This window comes from Alkalitalea saponilacus, from assembly GCF_900168165.1.
In the GTDB taxonomy this organism is placed as follows: Bacteria; Bacteroidota; Bacteroidia; order Bacteroidales; family Marinilabiliaceae; genus Natronoflexus; species Natronoflexus saponilacus.
On record NZ_FUYV01000005.1, the window covers coordinates 144,892 to 164,210 of the forward strand.

Here is a 19,319-nt window from a genome sequence, read left to right on the forward strand (position 1 = left end):
GATGGAATAAAATTATAAAATCAACTATCAATCACAAAGTTATGAAAAATATGCAAACGGTTTATTCTGTGTTTGCAATTTCATCTGTCTATAATTTGCAATTTTATTGTTCCCGAAGTCTCGGGAGAACTAGCCAAGTAATCATCCTCCTGTTTGAGAACTCATTTTGATGGCTTGTTTGATGATTAATTAACAATAAGATTAATCGTTGTAAACGATATAATCGAAAGGTATTTCAACGATGTCGGAATACTCTTCACCTGCTTCCAGCATATCTTCTTCGTCTTCGTGGTAGTGCCATTTAATCACTACTTCTTTTCCGTTCTCAACAATCTCTTCAAATTTTAAAAGTATGTCGAGAATTACTTTTGACGATGCTGTGTTGAAATATTCCAGTTTGAAGTTGAATTCAGTTCTGTCATTTGGATCTTGTGAATATTCATCAATCCAATCAAGAATTTTTTCAAAAAACATGTTGACGTCTTCTGGCAACGATCTGCCGGAAATTTCAAACTGTCCGCTTGCTTTATCCAATATTACATTGGGGGTATCGTCCGTTCCCTTTATATTGATTACTTCCATATCAGTTGCTTTTATCAGTTTCTTTTAATCGTTGATGTTAAGATAAAAAAGGATACCTGGTCGTTGAGTTCTTTAAACTGGTAAGAGAGCTTACTACCGGTTTTTTTGGCGATATCTATTAAGCCAAGTCCGGCTCCACCTTTATCAGAAATGGTAGATTCTTTAATCTGTTGTTTAAACAGGGTTGATAATCCTGCTTTATCCAAGCTGTTGATGTGTTCCAAACTCTCTTTGAGACCTGGTACGCGTTCGTTTTTAATGATGTTACCGGTAATGATATTGTAAGAGTCGTCTCCTTTACTTACCATCACTATTCCCCGACGTTCGCTTTCCTCATCACTTAAGGAATCAGCGTGTTTACTGATGTTTTGCAAACATTCTACCATCACATTAAAAACCTTTTTCTGAACGGTGTTTGATTCTGCGCTTTTTGAAAGGCTTTTTTCGGTGAGAGAGGTAAATGTTTTGGTTATTTCCTGTGTTACCTCTCCTTCGTAAACCAAGTTAATTTCGTTGGTTTTCATGGTTTTGTAGAGTTGGTATGCAAACTCCAAAAACCCTTGTTTTTCTTTTTCCATTACTATAGAGTTTTCAAACTATTCAATTAAAATGTAAATATAGCTACAATTCGATTCCTATCAATAAAACATCATCAAGTTGTTTTTCATCGCCCATCCAATCATAAAAGTCTTTTGAAAAGTATCTGGCAAAATAGGCCATACTTTGATTTGGTTTTGCTGTTAAGGCTTCACGTATTCTTTTTGGCTGATATTTTTTGGTATCGGGACCTCCAAACTGGTCTGGTAATCCATCGCTAAAGAAAAATATCTGATCACCCTTTTCGTAATTAATCACATGATTTTCAAAGTCTTTTTCTACTTTTTTTCTCAGAGGAATTCCTCCAATTGCTTTTCGAGTACCTTGGTATTCCGATAATTCACCATTGCGAACAAGAAACAGTGGTCGATGAGCTCCTGAAAAATTAATGGTTTGATTCTTTTGATCAATAATACACAGAGCTAAATCCATGCCATCTCTTCCGGTAGCCCCTTCCTGATTCTGTTTCAGTGTGCTGCGAACTTTATAATGTAGCTCATCTAATATTTCAGCGGCAGTGGCGTCTTCTTGTGCATTAACGATGTTGTTTAAAAGGAAATATCCAATAAAACTAATCAATGCTCCTGGTACACCATGTCCGGTGCAGTCCACAGCAGCAACATAAGATATATCATTTTTTTGGAAAAACCATGGAAAATCTCCACTAACCACATCTTTTGGGCGGTAAAATATGAAGGATCGAGGAAAATATTCCTGTATCAGTCTTGTATCGGGTAAAATGGATGTCTGTATCCGTTGTGCATAGTTAATACTATCTGATATTTTTTTGTTTTTCTCTTTAATATCCTGCTCAATTTTCTTGAATTCCGTCATATCATGAGCCACAAACAGAATGGTTTCCAGCTCTCCCTCTTCACCGAGTTCCGGGATGGCTTTAATTTCCATAATTCGCTCGCCTGAAGGTGATTGAATTGAAACTTCAGATATGGTTTGTTCCTGATTATCACGGATGTTTATGAGACATTCTTCAACATAGTCAATAAATCGAGTATCAATTTCAACTTCTGAAATGCGTTTTTTTATTAGTTCTCCGGCAGGAAGATCTACGAAATTTGTTACAGCAGGATTGACATACACCAGCTTACCCATCAAATTGATACGAATGATCATATCGGGAGAGTTTTCTGATAAGCTTTGCATCCGGCTCTTCATTCTCTCTTCCTTCTCTGCTCGTTTTCGTTCGGTAATATCTTGCGTGTTGAATATGATTCCTTTTATGGCTGGATCATGCAGAAGGTTTTTTCCTTTAGTTTCAAGGAAAATTTTCTCGCCATTTTTACGCAAATAGGTGTATTGCGCTGTTTGTTCTCCACCGGGGGTATCCAGAAGATACTGAAACAGACTGTTAATGGTTTTTAATCCACGCGGGGTCAAAATGTCCGGATCCATTCCGGAAATCTTATCATCGTCTTTATAACCAAGTATTCTTTTTACCGAAGGACTTTCGAAAACCAGCTCCTGGTTTTCATCGTAAATTGAAATAAACTCAGACGCGTTGGTTAACAACGCTTCCAGTCGCTTACGAGAATTTGCTACTTCTTGTATTTGAGTCTCAAGCAGTTTGTTGCTGCGCTCCAGCTCTTCTTGAGCGGTAATCATTTCTAGCGCATTTTTTTTAAGCTGTTCTTCGTTTTCACGAAGAGTAGAAGTCATTTGTTGCGACTCTTTAAGTAGCTCTTCCGTGCGGGTTGTTATTTTCAGGTTATATATTGTTTGGCCAATGATGGTGCTTACTTCCGTGGCAAATTGTAACTTATAACCAGGTATGTTATCATTTAAAAAAGCAATTTCAAAAACACCTTGCAACTCCTCTTCTTGAAGCAGGGGCACGATAATAATACTTCGAGGTTTTTGCTCACCGAGTAAACCTGATGTAACTGTATAGTAATCATCAGGAATCTCGTTGCGATAAATCATTGCTTTTTCGTAGGCTACAGCTCCGATGAGGCCTTTCCCTATTTGTATTTCGTTATATTCAAAGCGCTGTCTTCCATAAGCATACATGGCACTTCTTTTCAGGCGATTGTCACGCAGAATATAGAATGCACCCTGTATTCCCCCCATATAGGTAATGATGGCTTTTATTGTTGAAATAGATAGTTCATCGAGGTTGTGGCTGTTCCTTAGGATATCTGAAATCTGTTCTTTTCCTGTTGTAATCCAGTTGTGTTCTTCTTCTTTTTTTCGGCTGGTTTTGATGTTTTTTCCTATGTTGATAAGTTTTTCGGAAAGTATATCATCATGAGATACTATTTGATCCCACTGGTTTTTTTCCAAAGCATTAGCCAACTTTAAATTTTTTTCCAGTTGGGTTTTTAGAGAGCTGATTTCTTCCTGTATGTGTTTATTTTTCCTTGAAACATAGTTCTTTGCATTTAAATATATCAAAGGCACCGATAGAATAAACAAGTCAACAATCCATACCGGGATGTAATTATGAAGTTTTATAATGTTTAAAAAGGTAACAGGTTTATCAATGAAGGCAAGGAAACCAGTCCATGAAAAAAAGAGAAGTAATATTATGGCAAATATTAGAAAGTATTTTTCCCGGGTAGAAATTACCGACAGGGAAAAATGATTCTTCCAGTATTTTATTATGCTAAAATGTTTTAACTCCTTCATTTTTTTAATTGATTTCATTGTTCCGGGAATGCTCTTTATTATAAGTGAGAGAAAAATTCCTCATGAAAAATCATTTCTAATAAGAGATAAATGTCTGTATTTATTTAAGACACTGCTCTTTTTTTATAAAACATTATTTTCAACTAATTTGGCTGCAATCTTACTCCACATTTTCACTATCTGACTCTTTTTAAATGTGATTAGCTCGATTAAATATTTATTTTGATTTTTGGTATCTATAATTGGCAATAGATAAAGGATGTTACCGGGAGCACTTCCAAGTCCTGAATTGATCAGGAAATATGATTCCGGAATTTCATCTATCTCTAATGCTTTCTCATCTTCTACGGCCTGACCATTTAAGCCTTCTCCTTTAGAAAAAGGACTAGGTTTAAAATCATCGGGCAGTGCGTAAGTTTCTTCTACGATAAATTGACCTTCAGGTTTTGTTTGTTTGTATAATATAATGGCTCCTGCTTGAAATATTTCTGCCATTAGATGCAGAAAATTGTGAAGTGTAGGAGATTTTTTCCCAGATTCAAAGAGTTGTTTAAGTATTTTCTCCTGATAAGAGCTAAATTTTGTGGCGGCATTTTCTTTGTCCTCAAATTCTTTTATTTTTATCAGAAGAGATTGTCTCTCATTGTCCCACCCAGTTTTTTCTTGTTCGAAGCTTGTTTTTAAAGTTCTAATCTGAATTGAGGATTCCCTATAATATCTGTCGGTAATATAAATTATCAACAATAAAATAATTAGCGTTGAGATATCAAAGGTCATGAATAGTGCTGATAAGCTTTCAGGAAAAATTATATATTTTACAACTGTCAAAATAACCATTGACAATGCAAAACTGAAAATCTTCACCAGGAAAGGGTGTTTTTTATGTAGTTTAGTTGATTTCATGGCTGAAGTGAATTTAGAAATTGAACAATTTCTGTCGGCGAAAGAATCTCATCGGGACAAAAAAGTTGTAATGCAGATTTTGGCATGGTATCAATATCACAAGTTACAGGATCCTGAACAATGGTATATCCCCGGTGATCTGCAATGCTTTTGAGCCCTTTGGCTCCATCCTTATTGGCTCCCGTAAGCAGAATGCCCAGAGCTTTTTCTCTGTATACATAAGCTGCTGACATCAATGTATAGTCTATCGATGGTCTGCTGTGGTTGTGACTCTCTTCAGTTGATAAAGCAATGGATCCATCAATCTCAATAAACATATGATAATTGGATGGAGCCAAATAAACTCTGTTCGGTTCAATTTTCTCTTTATCGTTTGGTTCTAAAACTTTTATTTTTGAGTTAAGACTTAAGCCTTCTGAAAGACCTGAGCGGACGTGTTTTAGTCTGTGTAAACTAAGTAATATGGGAATTTTAAAATTTGGATTTAATTTTGACAAAATGCCGGAAACTACAGAAAAACTTCCAGCAGAACCTCCCATCACGATAATTTTATATGGATGTTCAGGATTATGCATGATGACTGTTCCGTTTTAAAAGTGGTTTTTGGTAAATTTTCTCTGATTTGTCAATAACTATTAGCTCATCTTCAATGGATAAAGGCATTTTTTCTTTAACTCCTATAGCGATATATCCTCCGGGCAACAAATTGTTATATAGGCCGGTAAGTATCTTCTCTGCTTTTTTTGTATTGTAATAGATGGCTTTATTACGAAAAATAATTAAACCTGTTTTAACAGGTTTATTGTTTTCGTTGATGCTAAATTCTTCACAACTGACTTGACTTACTATATTTTCATGGAGCAAGATTGTGCCGTTCTCTTTTTTGATATACTGGATAAATCTATCTCTGTTTTCAAGTCTTTTATAGTTTGTTTGGCTAACATCAAGGTGCGATGCATTCAACCGGCCTTCACGGATATTTTCACAAATGGAATTAGAGGGATTACTGCAAAGAATTTTATACTTTCCTGCCTGATTCATTTCATGCAGTATAATGGCAAGGGAAAAAATTTCTTCCCCGCTTGTTTCGTCAGGTAACCAAATGTTTTGAGTTTCTTCGGGCAGTTTTAAAAGTACATTATCTCTTAAGGACCTCCAGAATGCCGGGTCTCTGAACATTTCCGTATTCTCTACAAACATCAACCTAGTCACATTTTCTCGAAAATCATTCTGAGAAAGAGCTTCAATAAAAGTTCCTACTTTTCGGATATTAAAATGATCAAAAATATATGCAAGCCTTCTTTTCAGGAACGAAAGTGCATATTCAGTATAATCCATGTTGGTATATGCCGACATGGCTGATGTAATTTCACGTATGTCATTAATGCCCAGATTCACAACACAGATAATAATTTTGGGTTAAATTAATATTTGAAATGAAATGTGTTTGTACGCGAATAAACCGGTCCTTTTTTAGCGAATTTCGTTTTAAAGAAACCGTTGAGTGTTTCATGGGTTCCAAGAACCATGAAACCGCCAGGAAAAAGGTTATCATGAAAGCATTGAACAATTCTTGATTGCAATCCTCCATTAAAATAGATCAATACATTTCTACAAAATATGATGTCAAACTTGCTATAAAATGGCAGATCCTGTTTAACCAGATCATGTCTGACAAATTTGGTTTTGTTTTTTAGAAATGGTTTTATAATCAACTGATCGCTTTCTTTTGAAACATCAAAGAAATCAGTAATTTTCGGAACCACTGAATCTGCAAAGGCAGCATTCAGGTTTTCCTGATATTTGCTATAGTTAAAGCTATACTTATAAGCGCCTTTTTTAGCGTTTTCAAGGGCTTTTTTGCTGATATCCGATGCATAAACCTCTGCTTTGTCAAATATTCCTGCCTCATGCAGCAAAATCATCATTGAGTATACCTCCTGACCGGTTGAACAACCAGCATGCCAAATGTTGATTTTTGGTCTGTTTTTGAATGCAGGGAGAACATTCTCCCTGATAAATTTCCATACCGGAGGGTCTCGAAACAGTTCAGTTGTATTAACTGTAATGGCCTCGACTACCAATTCCACAAATGCCTCATCGTTCCTTGTTTTATGAATTAATTCATCCATGGTTAGATGATAGTCCCTCATTATTTTCTGGATGCGTCGATCAATTGAGTTATCGGAGTATTCGCAAAAATCATAAGGCGAACACTCCTTAAGAACCAGCAGATACTCCTTATATGTCATTTTCCCCTCGCTATTCTGCATTAGTTCAATACTAATTAAAACAATTCAACTTCGACATTCTGGATAAACGCGGTGTATGATGACTCTTCTCCCAATTGCGCTTCTGAAAGCAACATAAGAACCGGTATATCTTCAGCGTATTTATTTCTGATTGGAATTTCCCGACGTTCTCCTACAATTTTTTGACTCTCTTTATTTAGAAATGCAGTGACAAATTCATTGGTTTTTGCTGTCTCTTTTGAAAACAACATATTGGCATGATTTCCTAAAACTTCACTTCGTTCGTATCCCCAGAGTTTTTCGGCGGCTGCATTAAAGAATTCTACTACTCCATCTTGGTTTGTTGTAATGATGGCATCCAGAGCACCTTCAAGCGTTTTTTCATTTCGAATTTTTACGGCCTCCATCTCTTTAAACTGCTCTTTCACTTCATTTCTTGCTTCCTCAAGCATTAATCCAAGTTCATCTTTGGAGCGTTTGAGTGCTTCCTCCATTTCAACCTGTTCGGTGATGTCGTTTTCAAGACTGATGATTTTCAATATTTCACCATTATGATCCATAACCGGGCTATAAGTTGAAAAGAGGTAGATCTCCTCTCCCGCTTTTGTTCTGCGTTTTACACGGCCACGGAAATTCTGACCGCTTGACAGATCGGCAAGAATTCTATCCAACTCTGAAACGTCATCTTTAAAGAAGAAAATTTTTAAGTTCTGACCTTCAACTTCTTCAGGTTTATATTTAAATGTACTTAGGAAGTTCTTATTAACTGATAAAAGATTTCCCTCAATATCGAATTCGCATGATATGGCTGCATGATCAATGGCATCAAGAATCCCTTTTCGTTCAATTTCCCGTCGGTCGCTCTCTTCCTGAGTGGCTCGCATCTCTTCCAGGTTTTGCCGCAGTTCCTCTTCCTGTTGCGCCATTTTCTCGGCTTGCATTTGAGTCTCACTCAGCAGTTTGTTGGTTTGAATATTTGTTTTTACCGCTGAAATGGTAGAAGCGATGCTTTCTGCTGATTTTTCGACCAGTTCAATTTCGAATTGTTGCAAGATCTGGAATGAAGCCAGTTCAATAACACCGAAAAGTTCATTATTGGTTTTTAAAGGAACCAATAATATGGTTCCGGGATTAGATTCGCCAAGTCCGGATGTTATATTAATGTAATCGTCTGGCACATCGGTTAAAAATATTGTTTCCTTTTCTAGTCCACAGCGACCAATCAAACCTTCTCCCCAGTTTATTGTTTTGTCGGCATATTTTCTCCTGTCAAATGCTACACAGGCAGTCATTTCAAAATATTTGTCTCCCTTTTTAGTCTCATTTAGTAAAAAAACACCACCCTGATTTACTTTCATGTAAGTAACCAAGTATCGTATAATACTGTAAGATATATCTTCCAGATTATTACTTGATTTTCGGAGTATTTCACCGAACTGAGCCAAACCTTGAGTTACCCAGGTTCTTTGTTCCTCTTCAATTCGCCTTTTTTCCTGTTCTTTTTTGCTTTTAATCATGAACTCTCGCAGATTCAGAAGAGCATTGGAAAGGGGGTCGCTTTTCTTTACATTTCCAAATGGCTCATCCAGTTTATCCTGACGAAGATTTTCTATAAAAGCCAGAACCATGTTAGTTTTATTGGCTTCTTTTTTAATTTTATTAGCTTGTTTGTTAATAACAAGCATAAATTTATTTGCCAGAAAATATCCTGCTATTGCTAAAATAAATGGCAATAAGAGTACAGCCCATAAAGCCGGGAAAAGAGAGAACAGAGTTGTTAGACTTTTATCAGTCTCTGCTAACGCGGGAGCATCAAGACTGATAAGAATTATAAGGGTGGCTAATATTACACCTGCAGCAGCACCCTGTAGGGTTGATTTTGAAATCAGAGCTTTATATTTGCTTTTTTTCATTCTATCCTGACTTAAAATATTAAGTAATTATGGTTAGTTTACGGAAAAAAAATAAAATGGTTAAAAGAATTTTTTAACCAGATAGGGAGCAATTTCATCGATACCTAAAATACCCTTAGCTGCACCTAATTTTATGGCCTCTTTTGGCATTCCAAATACAATGGAAGTTTCCTGATTTTGTGCTATGGTGTCAGAACCTGCTTCTTTCAGTTCGAGCAGTCCCTTTGCCCCATCTGCTCCCATTCCTGTAAGCAAAATGCCTGTGGCATTTTGTCCGGCATACCGAGCTGCCGATCTGAACAAAACATCAACCGATGGACGATGTCTGTTTACAAGTGGCCCTTTTTTGATCTCAACTGAATATTCTTTTCCTGAACGTTTTAAAAGCATGTGGTGGTCACCACGGGCAATTAAAACCCTTCCCTGATAAAGCCGGTCACCATCTTCGGCTTCTTTTACTTCCAGGTTTGTGATTGTGTTTAGACTGTTTGCGAAAGATTTGGTAAAGCCTTCGGGCATATGCTGAACAATAGCTATACCCGGCATTCGAGGAGGCAGTGATTTAAGAAGTGACCTGATGGCTTCGGTACCTCCTGTTGAAGCTCCTAAAACAATTATTTTATCGGTGTCAACAATTCTTTTTTTATAGGATCCGGCCTCAAGAATAATGTCCGCAGAGTATTTTGGTTTTACAATTTCAACTTGTGGTGTATTGCTGATTTTTAGTCTCGATAGTTTTGCCTGTGATGCAGCTTTTACTGCATCGCATAGTCTGATTTTAGATTCATTGAAGAAGTGCGCAGCATTCATAGCCGGCTTCCCGATGATTTCTGAAGCTCCGTACTCCAGAGCTTTCATGGCAACTTCGGTTCCTTCATTTGTAAGAGATGAGATAACAACAACCGGAATCGGGTGTTGTGACATAATTTTTCTTAAAAAGGTGAGACCGTCCATTCGAGGCATTTCGATGTCGAGAGTGATTACATCGGGAACCTCTTTCATAATCTTTTTAACGGCGATGAGAGGATCAGCTGCGGTGCCCATGATTTCAATCTGGGGATCGGATTCCAGAATGGAAGAGAGGCTTTGCCTGACCACTGCGGAGTCGTCAACTATCAATACCCGAATCTTCTTGTCCATGGATTGCAACTGTTATCTAAACTGAAAAATAGTGTTTAATTCTCCCTTTTGTCAATAAATTTATGCCTAACTTCTCCTGTATCGGTAAAGAACAAAATTTTACGTCCTTTTCTCCCTCCAGTACTCGATGCTACCACTGAAATATTTTTCTCTTCAAGCAAAATTCTGGCCACCCTGATGTTTCTTTCACCAATCAGCATGGCACTTCTGTCCGCCGCGATCAGATCGCCACCACCAAATATCTTGGCTTGCAGTTTATCTCGTCTACATCCTAACGCTATCATCCGTTCAAGGAGTTTTTCAAAGGCTATGTTACCATATTTTGGTGATGCCAGATCGTTCCCGTTCCATGTTGGCAGCATGTAATGATTTATCCCACCAATTTTTGTAACGGGATCCCAAAGGCATATGGCCACACACGATCCCAGAATGGTTTTAACCACATAAGGCTCTTTACTGGCAAATAGCGTTGAAGGATATAAAAAATGTTGTAAATATTGGTTCATTTATATGCGTCCTTAAAAAATCTCATCTTCATCATCGAAGAAAATGTCATTTCCTTCGCCACTAAAGCCTTCAACTACATTTTTTGCTTCGGGAATTCTAACAGTAAAAGTAGAACCTTCTCCTTTTTTACTATCAATTTCGATGGTACCGCCCATAACATCCAGCAAAGCTTTGGTGATGGAAAGTCCCAGTCCGTGTCCCCGATTTATTGAGTTGATACCTGAATCAAGACGCTTAAATCGTTCGAAAATTACTTTTTGATTTTTTTCGGATATACCGGTTCCGAAATCCTGTACTGCTATGTTGAGTGTATCTTCGTCAGCCGTCATCGTGATGATGACTTTACTGTTTTTATAACTGTATTTTAAAGCGTTATTGAGTAAGTTACTCATTATTAGCTTTAATTTTTCGTTGTCGGTTTTAAAATAAAAGTTCTTTCCAAATCCATACTCAATTTCATAGTTGAACTCAATTTCAATCCCCATTTTGCGAGCAACCAGATTGAAGGCTTCAATGATGGTTTGCACAATGTTTCGAACGTTTACTTTTGCTACGTTGGGAACAACTTCGCCGGCTTCAATTTTTGCGGCAACGAAAATATTTCTAAGTTGAAAATCCAGGTTAAAAGCCTCACTATGAATGAGTGCTACCATTGAAACAACTTTTTTCCAGTCATTTTTCTCAACCTGCAAAATAGATTTTGATAACCCCAGAATTGATGTGAACGGGTTAACTATTTCGTTGGAAATATTAGAGATAAAATGACTCTTTAATGCTTCTGATTCTTTGAAACGCTTGGTAACATCTTGCAGTTCCTGAGTAAGAACATTCACTTCCTTTTCGAACTTGGTGCGCTCCTGGAGTCTGTCTTTTAACTCCTTTAACAGTTGTCTGTCATTAATATTTGTCATAGTTCAGCGATTATAAAATCTTATTTCTTTTCTGGTTTTGTTCTTTTGCTACGTATTAAAACCATATTGGTTTTAAATGATGATAAAAATTCATTAAAAAATCTTTCACCAGAGCTGTTTAGCACTGATTATATCCTATATTTTTTTAAATATGGTCGGTTTTATATGTTTTAGCGGAACATCCATCCCAGAAAGGGATTCAGAATGTCCTATAAAAAAATGCCCATCTTTTTTCAGATGTGTACACAATTTATTGATTACTTTTTCCTGGGTTGGCCGATCAAAGTATATCAGTACATTTCTGCAAAAAATTACATCAAACATATCTTGTGCTCCATAGGATGTATCCATCAGGTTAAGATAACCCAGCTTTATGTTTTTTTGCAAATGTGGATGCACCCGAATTGTTTGATTATTAACATCCTTACTTTTAAGGAAATATTTCTTTTTAATATCCATTGGTATGGTTAAGGCCTTACTGGCCGGATAGATACCTCTGGCTGCTTTTTCAAGCATTTGTGTTGAAATATCAGTTCCCTGTATTTCGAATTTAAATGAGGGGTTAAGTCTTTGATATTCATTTAATACGATTGAAATCGTATAAGGTTCTTCGCCACTTGAACACCCTGCGCTCCATATCTTTAATGGTTGATGCGTTGGGTTATTCTTAGAAAAATCTTGAAGAACGGTTTCATTTAAAAAAATGAAATGAACCGGTTCTCTGAAAAAATCTGTTTTATTGGTTGTTACTACATTTAAAAAATGAAGTAACTCTTTCTGTTGTCCATCCTTGCTAAAGAAATACTCTTTATACTCTGAATACGAATTCATTTTCAGTTCACGAATGCGCTTAAGCAATCGCCCCTGTAACATGATCCTTTTAATGGGAGGCATTTTTATGCCGTATTCTGAATATATATATTGGCTAAATACCTGAAAATCTTTTTCTGATAATTCTGCCTTAAAACAATCCAGCCCGTTCGGATTTTGATTAATTGATGTCATTCGTGCTTTAAGCCGTATCTTATTTATTTTTTACTCCCTTTAAGATATCTGTCATTGCAATGATCTCTTTTTGGTTGAATACCATATCGGCATTTAAAACATAGATGAATTTATCCTCACGTGTCAAGGTTGCATTGATATATGCCGGTTTATAGTCATCAGAAATGGTTTTCATTTCACTCTCCTCACACTCAATAACATCAGATACTGCATCCACAAGCACAACAACCCTGTAGGTTTTTCCTAAAACATCACTCACAAGTTGTAATATAATCATACAAGTTGCTGCCTGAATTTCGACTGGAGCCATTCCAAACTTTAGGCCGGTATCAATAACAGGGATTACTTCCTGCTGATATTCAATAACGCCTTTTACAAACTCCAAAGACTGGGGTATTGCTTTTGGTTCCATATATTCCCTTATCTCAAGAACCTTGGCCACGTTAATTCCAAAGAGTTCACCGGCAATCTGAAATGTGAGATATGAATTTATTGTTAATGACATACTAAACTTATATTGTCTGGTTATTTTTCTATTATTTCTGCCAAGTTATTCATATCGATGATATGAATAAACTCATCGTTAATTAATAGGGTTCCTTCAAAAGACTCAATGAGTCCTTTTTTCCCATCCAAAACTGTTTCTTTCAGTTCAGAACTTTTGGTTTCTATCACTTCCTTAACTATGTCAACCATAATTCCCACCCTTGAGTCCTGATTATTGGCAGGATTGATAACAATAATTGAGTTATCCTGGTTGGAAGTGATGTCCTCCTTACCCATAATAATTCTCATGTCGGCTACGGGAATTATATTTCCATGCAGATTTATAATTCCTTTAATAAATTCCGGTGCATTAGGCACCGGAGTAATATTCTCCGGAACCTCAAGTATGTGATCAACCTTAAGGGCGTTAACAGCGAAGGTATCCTCCTGTATCTGAAATGATAATAGTGTTATTTCCTGCACATCTTCCATATTGGTATCTACTCCTCTTGTTTAATATTAACCGGCAACCTTTTTGCTCTTCCTTTCCATGAGCAGGCGTGATGTATCCACTACCATCGCCAGAGTGCCGTCTCCCATAATCGTAGCTCCAGAAAGTATTTCCTGTTTTTTGAGGTATCTGCCTAATGGTTTTACCACTGTCTGATATTCTCCAATAACGCTATCAACAATGACTCCTGTTATTCTATCCTCAGCTTTAATCATAACCATTTGTATTACATCATGCTCTACTTCTGGTGCGTTAAAAACTTTTCTCAGGTCGATGTATGGGATTTGTTCTTTGTCAAGAACAACCACATTGTTAAATGATTTTTTTAACTGGGAAGGATCCAGTGCATGAATTTTATCTATGGCAGATATCGGAATAACATATTGATTTGCACCTACTTTAACCAACAATCCATCGATGATGGATAGGGTCAGTGGCAGTCTGATTGTGATGGTTGTTCCTTTACCTTTTTCGGTGTCAATTGAAACCTCACCTCGGATGTTGGCAATTTTTCTTCGGACAACGTCCATACCCACACCACGTCCTGATACATCTGAGACAGCATCTTTTGTACTAAACCCACTGACAAAAAGAAGATCAAGCACCTCTTTATCAGTCAAAACAGCATTCTGATCAACGATCTCTTTACTGATGGCTTTCTGACGAATATATTCAAGATCCATCCCCTTACCGTCGTCTGATACTTCAATAATAACATTTGCTCCTGAGTGGAACGCTTTAAAAAGGATGGTTCCTTTAGGTGATTTTCCTGAAGAAATCCGTTCCTCGGGTAGTTCAATACCGTGGTCAATTGAATTACGCAAAATGTGAAGTAGCGGATCGGTAAGATGTTCAATGATGTTTTTGTCCAACTCCAGGTCACCACCTTCAATTACAAAGTCAATATCTTTTCCCTGATCTTTAGACAAGTCCCTAACCAATCTCTGAAAGCGCATAAGTTCGCTCTGAAGCGGTATCAGACTAATGTCAAAAGCATTTTCTCTAAGCTGACGGGATAATTTTTGAATGTTTTCAGAAAGGCTGACGATTACCGGATCTTCGTTGCTCTCAGAATACAGACTTAGCTGAGCCTGTATGGTAACCAACTCGCTTACTAGTGTAACCAACTCATCAATTTTGTGAGAGGCTACTCTAATGCTGGAAATCTTGTGCTCCTTTATAGCGGTAATTTTCTTTTTCTCTTCTCCGGATTCAAGTTCTTGTGATGAAGGCTTTAATTGGCTCAGAGATTGAAAATCTTCTATTTTAAGAAGACTGTTTCCTTTCCTTGCTTTTTTAATGATTTCAATACACTCCGGCTTTTGGAGAATATTGGAATCTGCAATCAGGTCAATTTGAAGTTCGCACTCGTCTTCAACAAAAATGAATACATCTTTAATTTCGTTTAATGATTCGGATGTATTCAGTAGGATTTGCCACAGACAATAGTTGGCAGTAATATCAATTAATTCAAGCGAGGGAACTTTGTGTGTATAGGCAATGGATATAGCTTCACCCAAAGCATGTATGTCATCCAGAAGATAAAGAGGGTTGGTTCCGTTTTGTAACAACTCCTCTTGAGGGATGAAATTAATCAGATATGTTTTGCTCTCACTTATTTCATCATTGATGTTTTGCGAATCAACTGTACTATGAACAGAAAGTGTAGATGCTGAGTCAGATAGAACAGACTGCAACCTTAAAATAAACTGATTGTGCCCCTTTAACTCTTGCTCATCGGTTAAATCTCCAGTTTTTATGAGATTTTTGATGTGATCGATTGCTGAGAAAGTCAGCGTTATCAGATCAGATGTAACCGCAAGTTTATTATTTCTAACCCAATCGAAAATAGTTTCCAGGTGATGCGTAAAGTCACTTAAGTGGTTAAAGCCAAACATAGCTCCTCCTCCTTTCAGGGAGTGCATCGCCCTGAAAATTCTTTCAATGAGCTCTTTGTTTTCCAGGTCTTTTTCAAGAAGGAAGAGAGATTCTTCCAAATCCTGGAGGTTGTCCATTGATTCCTCTACAAATTTCGCTTTAAACTTATCTAACATGAATTATGCAATTTGGCCTTAAAATGATTTTATCCTTATTGTTGTGGCACCTGGGTTTGATTTTCCTCAGTAATACAGTCGATCATGAAGTCTATCGTTCTTTTCGTTTGCCATAAAAGTTGTAAGCTGACTTCTTTTTCTCCGGATCGGATCTCGTAGAAAGTTTTTTCCAGTTTACGTGATATTTTTGATGACATATCAAAGCCCAACATTGGGCCGGTTCCACTTAATTGATGCGAAACAGAAAAGATTCTATCAACAAGCAAGGACTTTCTATCAGCATCAATAACTTGAGCAGATAAATCAGAGCTGATGTTTTTCAGCTCCTGCAGAGTCTCCTTGTAAAATTGTTGTTTAATTTCTGTTAACATGCGATTCTTTTAACGAATAACTCTTGATATTGCCGATAAAAGTTTAGCTGGAACGAATGGTTTAATAATCCATCCGGTAGCTCCGGCTTCCTTAGCTTCCATCTTTTTTGCTGCTTGTGATTCAGTGGTTAGAAAAAGAATTGGAATATGTTTGTAATTTTCCATTTCTCTGACTTTTCTGATCAGTCCCAGGCCATCAAGATTAGGCATGTGTAAATCGGTAATGATGATGTCGATATGTCGCCCGTCAAGAAATTTTAGGGCATCTTCACCATCTACACCAACTAAAACATCATAACCTTCGTTCTGAAGGGTAAAGTTAACTACTTCCCGGATACTTTCGGAGTCATCAACGATAAGTACGGTCTTTGCCATAATTGTATGCAGTTTTAAATTGTTTTAATTTATATAATTACTAAATCCTGCGTTTTTAAGTAATGCACTTAAATCTTCAGGGAGTTTCATCGAAAAGCTTACCTCATAGCCGTTTTTTTTGCCACTGTTTTTTATAGATTGAAGCAACTGAATGAATGTCAGATCAATGTTGTCTACATCTTTAACAGAGACACTAACTGATTTTGGATTTTTGATGTGGCTCTTAATATCCTCAGTTATCTTTTTAATTGAATTGATGGTTAACTGGCCGCTTAGAGCAATATCCAATTGTCCATTATTCTCTTTAAAGTCAACATTAAAATTTTCTGTCATATTGTTTCGTTTTATTTATGAAACCACATCAACTTGTTAACAGTGCTCAATTCAAAATAAATTTTGACCTGTTTAAGTCGGTTTTCGATGTTTAAATACTATAGTTTTCTACAGCTTGTATTACAGGAGCTCGATTCATTATATTATTTAACTGATCAATTTAATAAAAAAAGTCGTTAAATAGATACGTTTAGAACTTCTCATAGTTATCCAGGTCAAATTCTTTTCCCAGATTAGACAAGTTCGGCTTATGCTGAACCCCTTTACCTTTGTCTTTCTGTGTAGAATCTGTAACTTTTTTCTCTGTACTTATTTTATTTTCAATTGAAGCTTCTTGCTTTGCTTCCTTGATAATCTCCTCTTCTTTTTCCTGGCCAATTTTGAAATAGCTCACGGCTTTTTGGAGGTTTTCTGCAAGATCTGCCAGTTGCTCAGAACTTTGCGTAAGCTCATCAGAACTAGAGGCATTTTCCTGTGTAATCATGTTCAACTGTTGCATGGCCTGATTTATCTGATCTGCCCCTGTCTTTTGTTCCATGCTTGCTGCTGCAATCTCCTTAATCAGAAGGGTGGTTTTCTCAATGTCAGGAACAAGCATTCGTGCTTTTTCTCCAGCTTCCTGTGACACCTTTAAACCTTTAGTTACCAATGTTACAATTTCGTCTGCAGCTGTTTTACTTCTTTCAGCAAGTTTTCTTACTTCTGCTGCTACAACGGAGAAACCACGACCATGTTCTCCCGCTCTGGCCGCCTCAACGGCAGCATTTAATGCAAGAATATTGGTTTGAAAGGCAATATCACTGATCATTGATATTTTTTCTGAGATAGCGCTCATAGCTTTTGCAGCTTCTGAACTTAATTCATTGGCAACGTTTACGTCTTTAGCCGTTTCAACAGTGATTTTTTCAGTTTGAATTGCATTATCTGTATTCTGATCAATGTTGGCAACCATCTCTTCGATGGAGGTTGACACCTCCTCTGCTGAAGCAGCCTGATCAGCTGAACCTCTGGAGAGTTGTAAAGAACTGCTTTTTACAGTGCCGCTTGAATATACAAGACTGGAAGCATTTTCTTTAATAGACAGGACTGTGTTTTTTAGGTTTATGGCCATGTTGCTTAGCTCTTTCGCAAGGATGCCAATTTCATCTTCCTGATCAACTTCTACTTTCGCAGTTAAATCTCCTGTTCCAATGGCTTTGGCAAATGCAACACCTTTTGTAAGAGGTTGAACTATTGATGAGTATAGTAACCATGCAATGGCAAGAGCTGCAAGCACAAGTACCAATCCCATTATGATTACCACCCATGTTAGTGTGGCAAAAGCAGTTCTCATGTCGTCAAGCGCCTCTTCATTTAACTGGTTGTATTTATTAGAAAGTTCTAAAATATCAGCTGCTATTTCATCCGAAAGTCTCATAATTCCTCGCCCTTCCATGACCATGTCTTCAGCCTGAAAGAATATCATTACATCTTCGTATGCTTCAAATGAATTAAGGCTTTCCATTACTTCTCTTTGCATAGCAAGCATGGAATCAATAGAATGAAAAATTTCATGAATTTCTTCAACATCTTCCTGGTCTCTCCATCTTTCAGTGATAGATTCAATGATTCCTTTAAGTTCAGGCCAATGTACTCTGTGAAGATTATCTAGCCTGATTTTATCCGGAGTTCCTGGTTGGTTATCAACAAAAACCCAGTTTCTGATTAGCATCTTACTTTGGGTTATCATCATGTCAAGTTCACCTAAATGTTGAACTGTAGGACTATAAATCCCGGTAACCTGATTGTTGAGATTTGTGCTTCGTACGAGTGTGGTGATGGTTAAGATGCTATTCAGCAACACAACGACTAATATTAGTCCAAACCCATAAAGGAGTTTTTGGCCAATGTTTAGTTTGATCTTCATCTGATTAATTTATTTAAGTTTATCTATCACTCTGTTTTAATAATTATTGAACGTTGAGTTCAATAATTAGTCGTCACATTGTTTAATGAATTATTAAAAGTAATAAATATTAAAATATGACTGAAGATCAATGAGAAATAAAATCATTAATCTATTTTACATAAGGGTATTAAAGTAACGCCGACAAGTTACTAATTTTATATCAGACGCTTAATCCCTTTATTGAAAAATCGTTTTATCCGTTTATCAATAAAGGGATGATTTATATATATATACCTTATATTTTGTATCAAAACCTATGTCTGTTATAGATTTATGGCAGCTGCCATTCCCTCCAGGCGCGAGCTGAATTGCAGTCCTACTCTGGCAGCATTAGCTCTGTGTAACTCAAAACGTAATGCATTATCCCGAATTACAAAATTAATTGCTGCTCCATGGTTTGTCGCTCCTTCTGCTTCTGCAATAATCAAACTGTTGGCTTGAAGAGCCTTGTCAATCAGCAAATCAGAGTTTGCCCTGATGTTGGTCGTATTTGAAACAAATATTACCTGGCAACCTTCAACCTCATCAATACTGCGATACTCACGTACAACAATATCCTGAAAGCCAAATTTTTTTCCTTCGGATTGTTCTCGTATATGATCAGCAACCTCTCGATTTCTGACCACCCCAATGACAAAATCTCCCTGCAGTGAACTCTCAGGCCATCCAATATAGCGGATGAAGTTCAGCGTAAAAACTGCCTTAAAACGAGCTTCCTGTGCAACCATCGTAAACATGGGAAGCGTTAACAGCAATAATAATAAATAAATCTTTTTCATATTACCCGT

Annotated in this window: 20 protein-coding genes; all 20 read right to left on the reverse strand. The window is 36.9% G+C overall.

Annotated elements, in window-relative coordinates:
* Positions 1 to 201: 201 nt before the first annotated feature.
* Positions 202 to 582 (reverse strand): DUF1987 domain-containing protein, encoded by a 381-nt coding sequence (locus tag B5X70_RS06290; protein WP_079557049.1) that lies wholly within the window; start codon positions 580 to 582, stop codon positions 202 to 204.
* 14 nt (positions 583 to 596) lie between these two features.
* Positions 597 to 1,160: a SiaB family protein kinase gene (locus B5X70_RS06295; protein ID WP_079557050.1), complete on the reverse strand. Its 564-nt coding sequence runs from the start codon at positions 1,158 to 1,160 to the stop codon at positions 597 to 599.
* A 43-nt stretch (positions 1,161 to 1,203) separates the two neighbouring features.
* A complete protein-coding gene (locus B5X70_RS06300) occupies positions 1,204 to 3,822 on the reverse strand; it encodes a PAS domain S-box protein (protein WP_088328591.1) in 2,619 nt (872 codons plus the stop codon).
* Positions 3,823 to 3,945: 123 nt separating this feature from the next.
* On the reverse strand, positions 3,946 to 4,725 hold the full coding sequence (locus B5X70_RS06305; protein ID WP_079557052.1) for a hypothetical protein: 780 nt from the start codon (positions 4,723 to 4,725) through the stop codon (positions 3,946 to 3,948).
* A complete protein-coding gene (locus B5X70_RS06310) occupies positions 4,722 to 5,300 on the reverse strand; it encodes a chemotaxis protein CheB (protein ID WP_079557053.1) in 579 nt (192 codons plus the stop codon). The genes B5X70_RS06305 and B5X70_RS06310 overlap by 4 nt, the downstream gene beginning before the upstream one ends.
* The gene (locus B5X70_RS06315) at positions 5,293 to 6,123 is read right to left on the reverse strand and encodes a CheR family methyltransferase (RefSeq protein WP_079557054.1); all 831 of its coding nucleotides are present in this window, start codon (positions 6,121 to 6,123) and stop codon (positions 5,293 to 5,295) included. Before B5X70_RS06315 ends, B5X70_RS06310 begins: the two co-directional genes overlap by 8 nt.
* Before the next feature lie 26 nt (positions 6,124 to 6,149).
* Positions 6,150 to 6,998, reverse strand: a complete 849-nt coding sequence (locus B5X70_RS06320; protein ID WP_232468426.1) for a CheR family methyltransferase — start codon at positions 6,996 to 6,998, stop codon at positions 6,150 to 6,152.
* Between the two features lie 14 nt (positions 6,999 to 7,012).
* Positions 7,013 to 8,890 (reverse strand): PAS domain S-box protein, encoded by a 1,878-nt coding sequence (locus B5X70_RS06325; protein ID WP_079557055.1) that lies wholly within the window; start codon positions 8,888 to 8,890, stop codon positions 7,013 to 7,015.
* Positions 8,891 to 8,950: 60 nt separating this feature from the next.
* Positions 8,951 to 10,030 (reverse strand): protein-glutamate methylesterase/protein-glutamine glutaminase, encoded by a 1,080-nt coding sequence (locus tag B5X70_RS06330; protein ID WP_079557056.1) that lies wholly within the window; start codon positions 10,028 to 10,030, stop codon positions 8,951 to 8,953.
* Positions 10,031 to 10,065: 35 nt separating this feature from the next.
* The gene (locus tag B5X70_RS06335) at positions 10,066 to 10,536 is read right to left on the reverse strand and encodes a chemotaxis protein CheD (protein ID WP_079557057.1); all 471 of its coding nucleotides are present in this window, start codon (positions 10,534 to 10,536) and stop codon (positions 10,066 to 10,068) included.
* A 12-nt stretch (positions 10,537 to 10,548) separates the two neighbouring features.
* Positions 10,549 to 11,448, reverse strand: a complete 900-nt coding sequence (locus B5X70_RS06340; RefSeq protein ID WP_079557058.1) for a sensor histidine kinase — start codon at positions 11,446 to 11,448, stop codon at positions 10,549 to 10,551.
* A gap of 135 nt (positions 11,449 to 11,583) precedes the next feature.
* Positions 11,584 to 12,453: a CheR family methyltransferase gene (locus B5X70_RS06345; RefSeq protein WP_079557059.1), complete on the reverse strand. Its 870-nt coding sequence runs from the start codon at positions 12,451 to 12,453 to the stop codon at positions 11,584 to 11,586.
* 19 nt (positions 12,454 to 12,472) lie between these two features.
* The gene (locus tag B5X70_RS06350) at positions 12,473 to 12,958 is read right to left on the reverse strand and encodes a chemotaxis protein CheW (RefSeq protein WP_079557060.1); all 486 of its coding nucleotides are present in this window, start codon (positions 12,956 to 12,958) and stop codon (positions 12,473 to 12,475) included.
* A 20-nt stretch (positions 12,959 to 12,978) separates the two neighbouring features.
* Positions 12,979 to 13,431, reverse strand: a complete 453-nt coding sequence (locus B5X70_RS06355; protein WP_079557061.1) for a chemotaxis protein CheW — start codon at positions 13,429 to 13,431, stop codon at positions 12,979 to 12,981.
* A 27-nt stretch (positions 13,432 to 13,458) separates the two neighbouring features.
* A complete protein-coding gene (locus tag B5X70_RS06360) occupies positions 13,459 to 15,504 on the reverse strand; it encodes a chemotaxis protein CheA (RefSeq protein WP_079557062.1) in 2,046 nt (681 codons plus the stop codon).
* Between the two features lie 35 nt (positions 15,505 to 15,539).
* Positions 15,540 to 15,875 (reverse strand): Hpt domain-containing protein, encoded by a 336-nt coding sequence (locus B5X70_RS06365; RefSeq protein WP_079557063.1) that lies wholly within the window; start codon positions 15,873 to 15,875, stop codon positions 15,540 to 15,542.
* 9 nt (positions 15,876 to 15,884) lie between these two features.
* Complete coding sequence (locus B5X70_RS06370) at positions 15,885 to 16,250, reverse strand: response regulator (protein ID WP_026474334.1); 366 nt, start codon at positions 16,248 to 16,250, stop codon at positions 15,885 to 15,887.
* A gap of 24 nt (positions 16,251 to 16,274) precedes the next feature.
* Positions 16,275 to 16,583 (reverse strand): STAS domain-containing protein, encoded by a 309-nt coding sequence (locus B5X70_RS06375; protein WP_079557064.1) that lies wholly within the window; start codon positions 16,581 to 16,583, stop codon positions 16,275 to 16,277.
* A 190-nt stretch (positions 16,584 to 16,773) separates the two neighbouring features.
* The gene (locus B5X70_RS06380; RefSeq protein WP_079557065.1) at positions 16,774 to 18,489 is read right to left on the reverse strand and encodes a methyl-accepting chemotaxis protein; all 1,716 of its coding nucleotides are present in this window, start codon (positions 18,487 to 18,489) and stop codon (positions 16,774 to 16,776) included.
* Between the two features lie 305 nt (positions 18,490 to 18,794).
* On the reverse strand, positions 18,795 to 19,310 hold the full coding sequence (locus tag B5X70_RS06385; RefSeq protein ID WP_079557066.1) for a YfiR family protein: 516 nt from the start codon (positions 19,308 to 19,310) through the stop codon (positions 18,795 to 18,797).
* Positions 19,311 to 19,319: the final 9 nt, after the last annotated feature.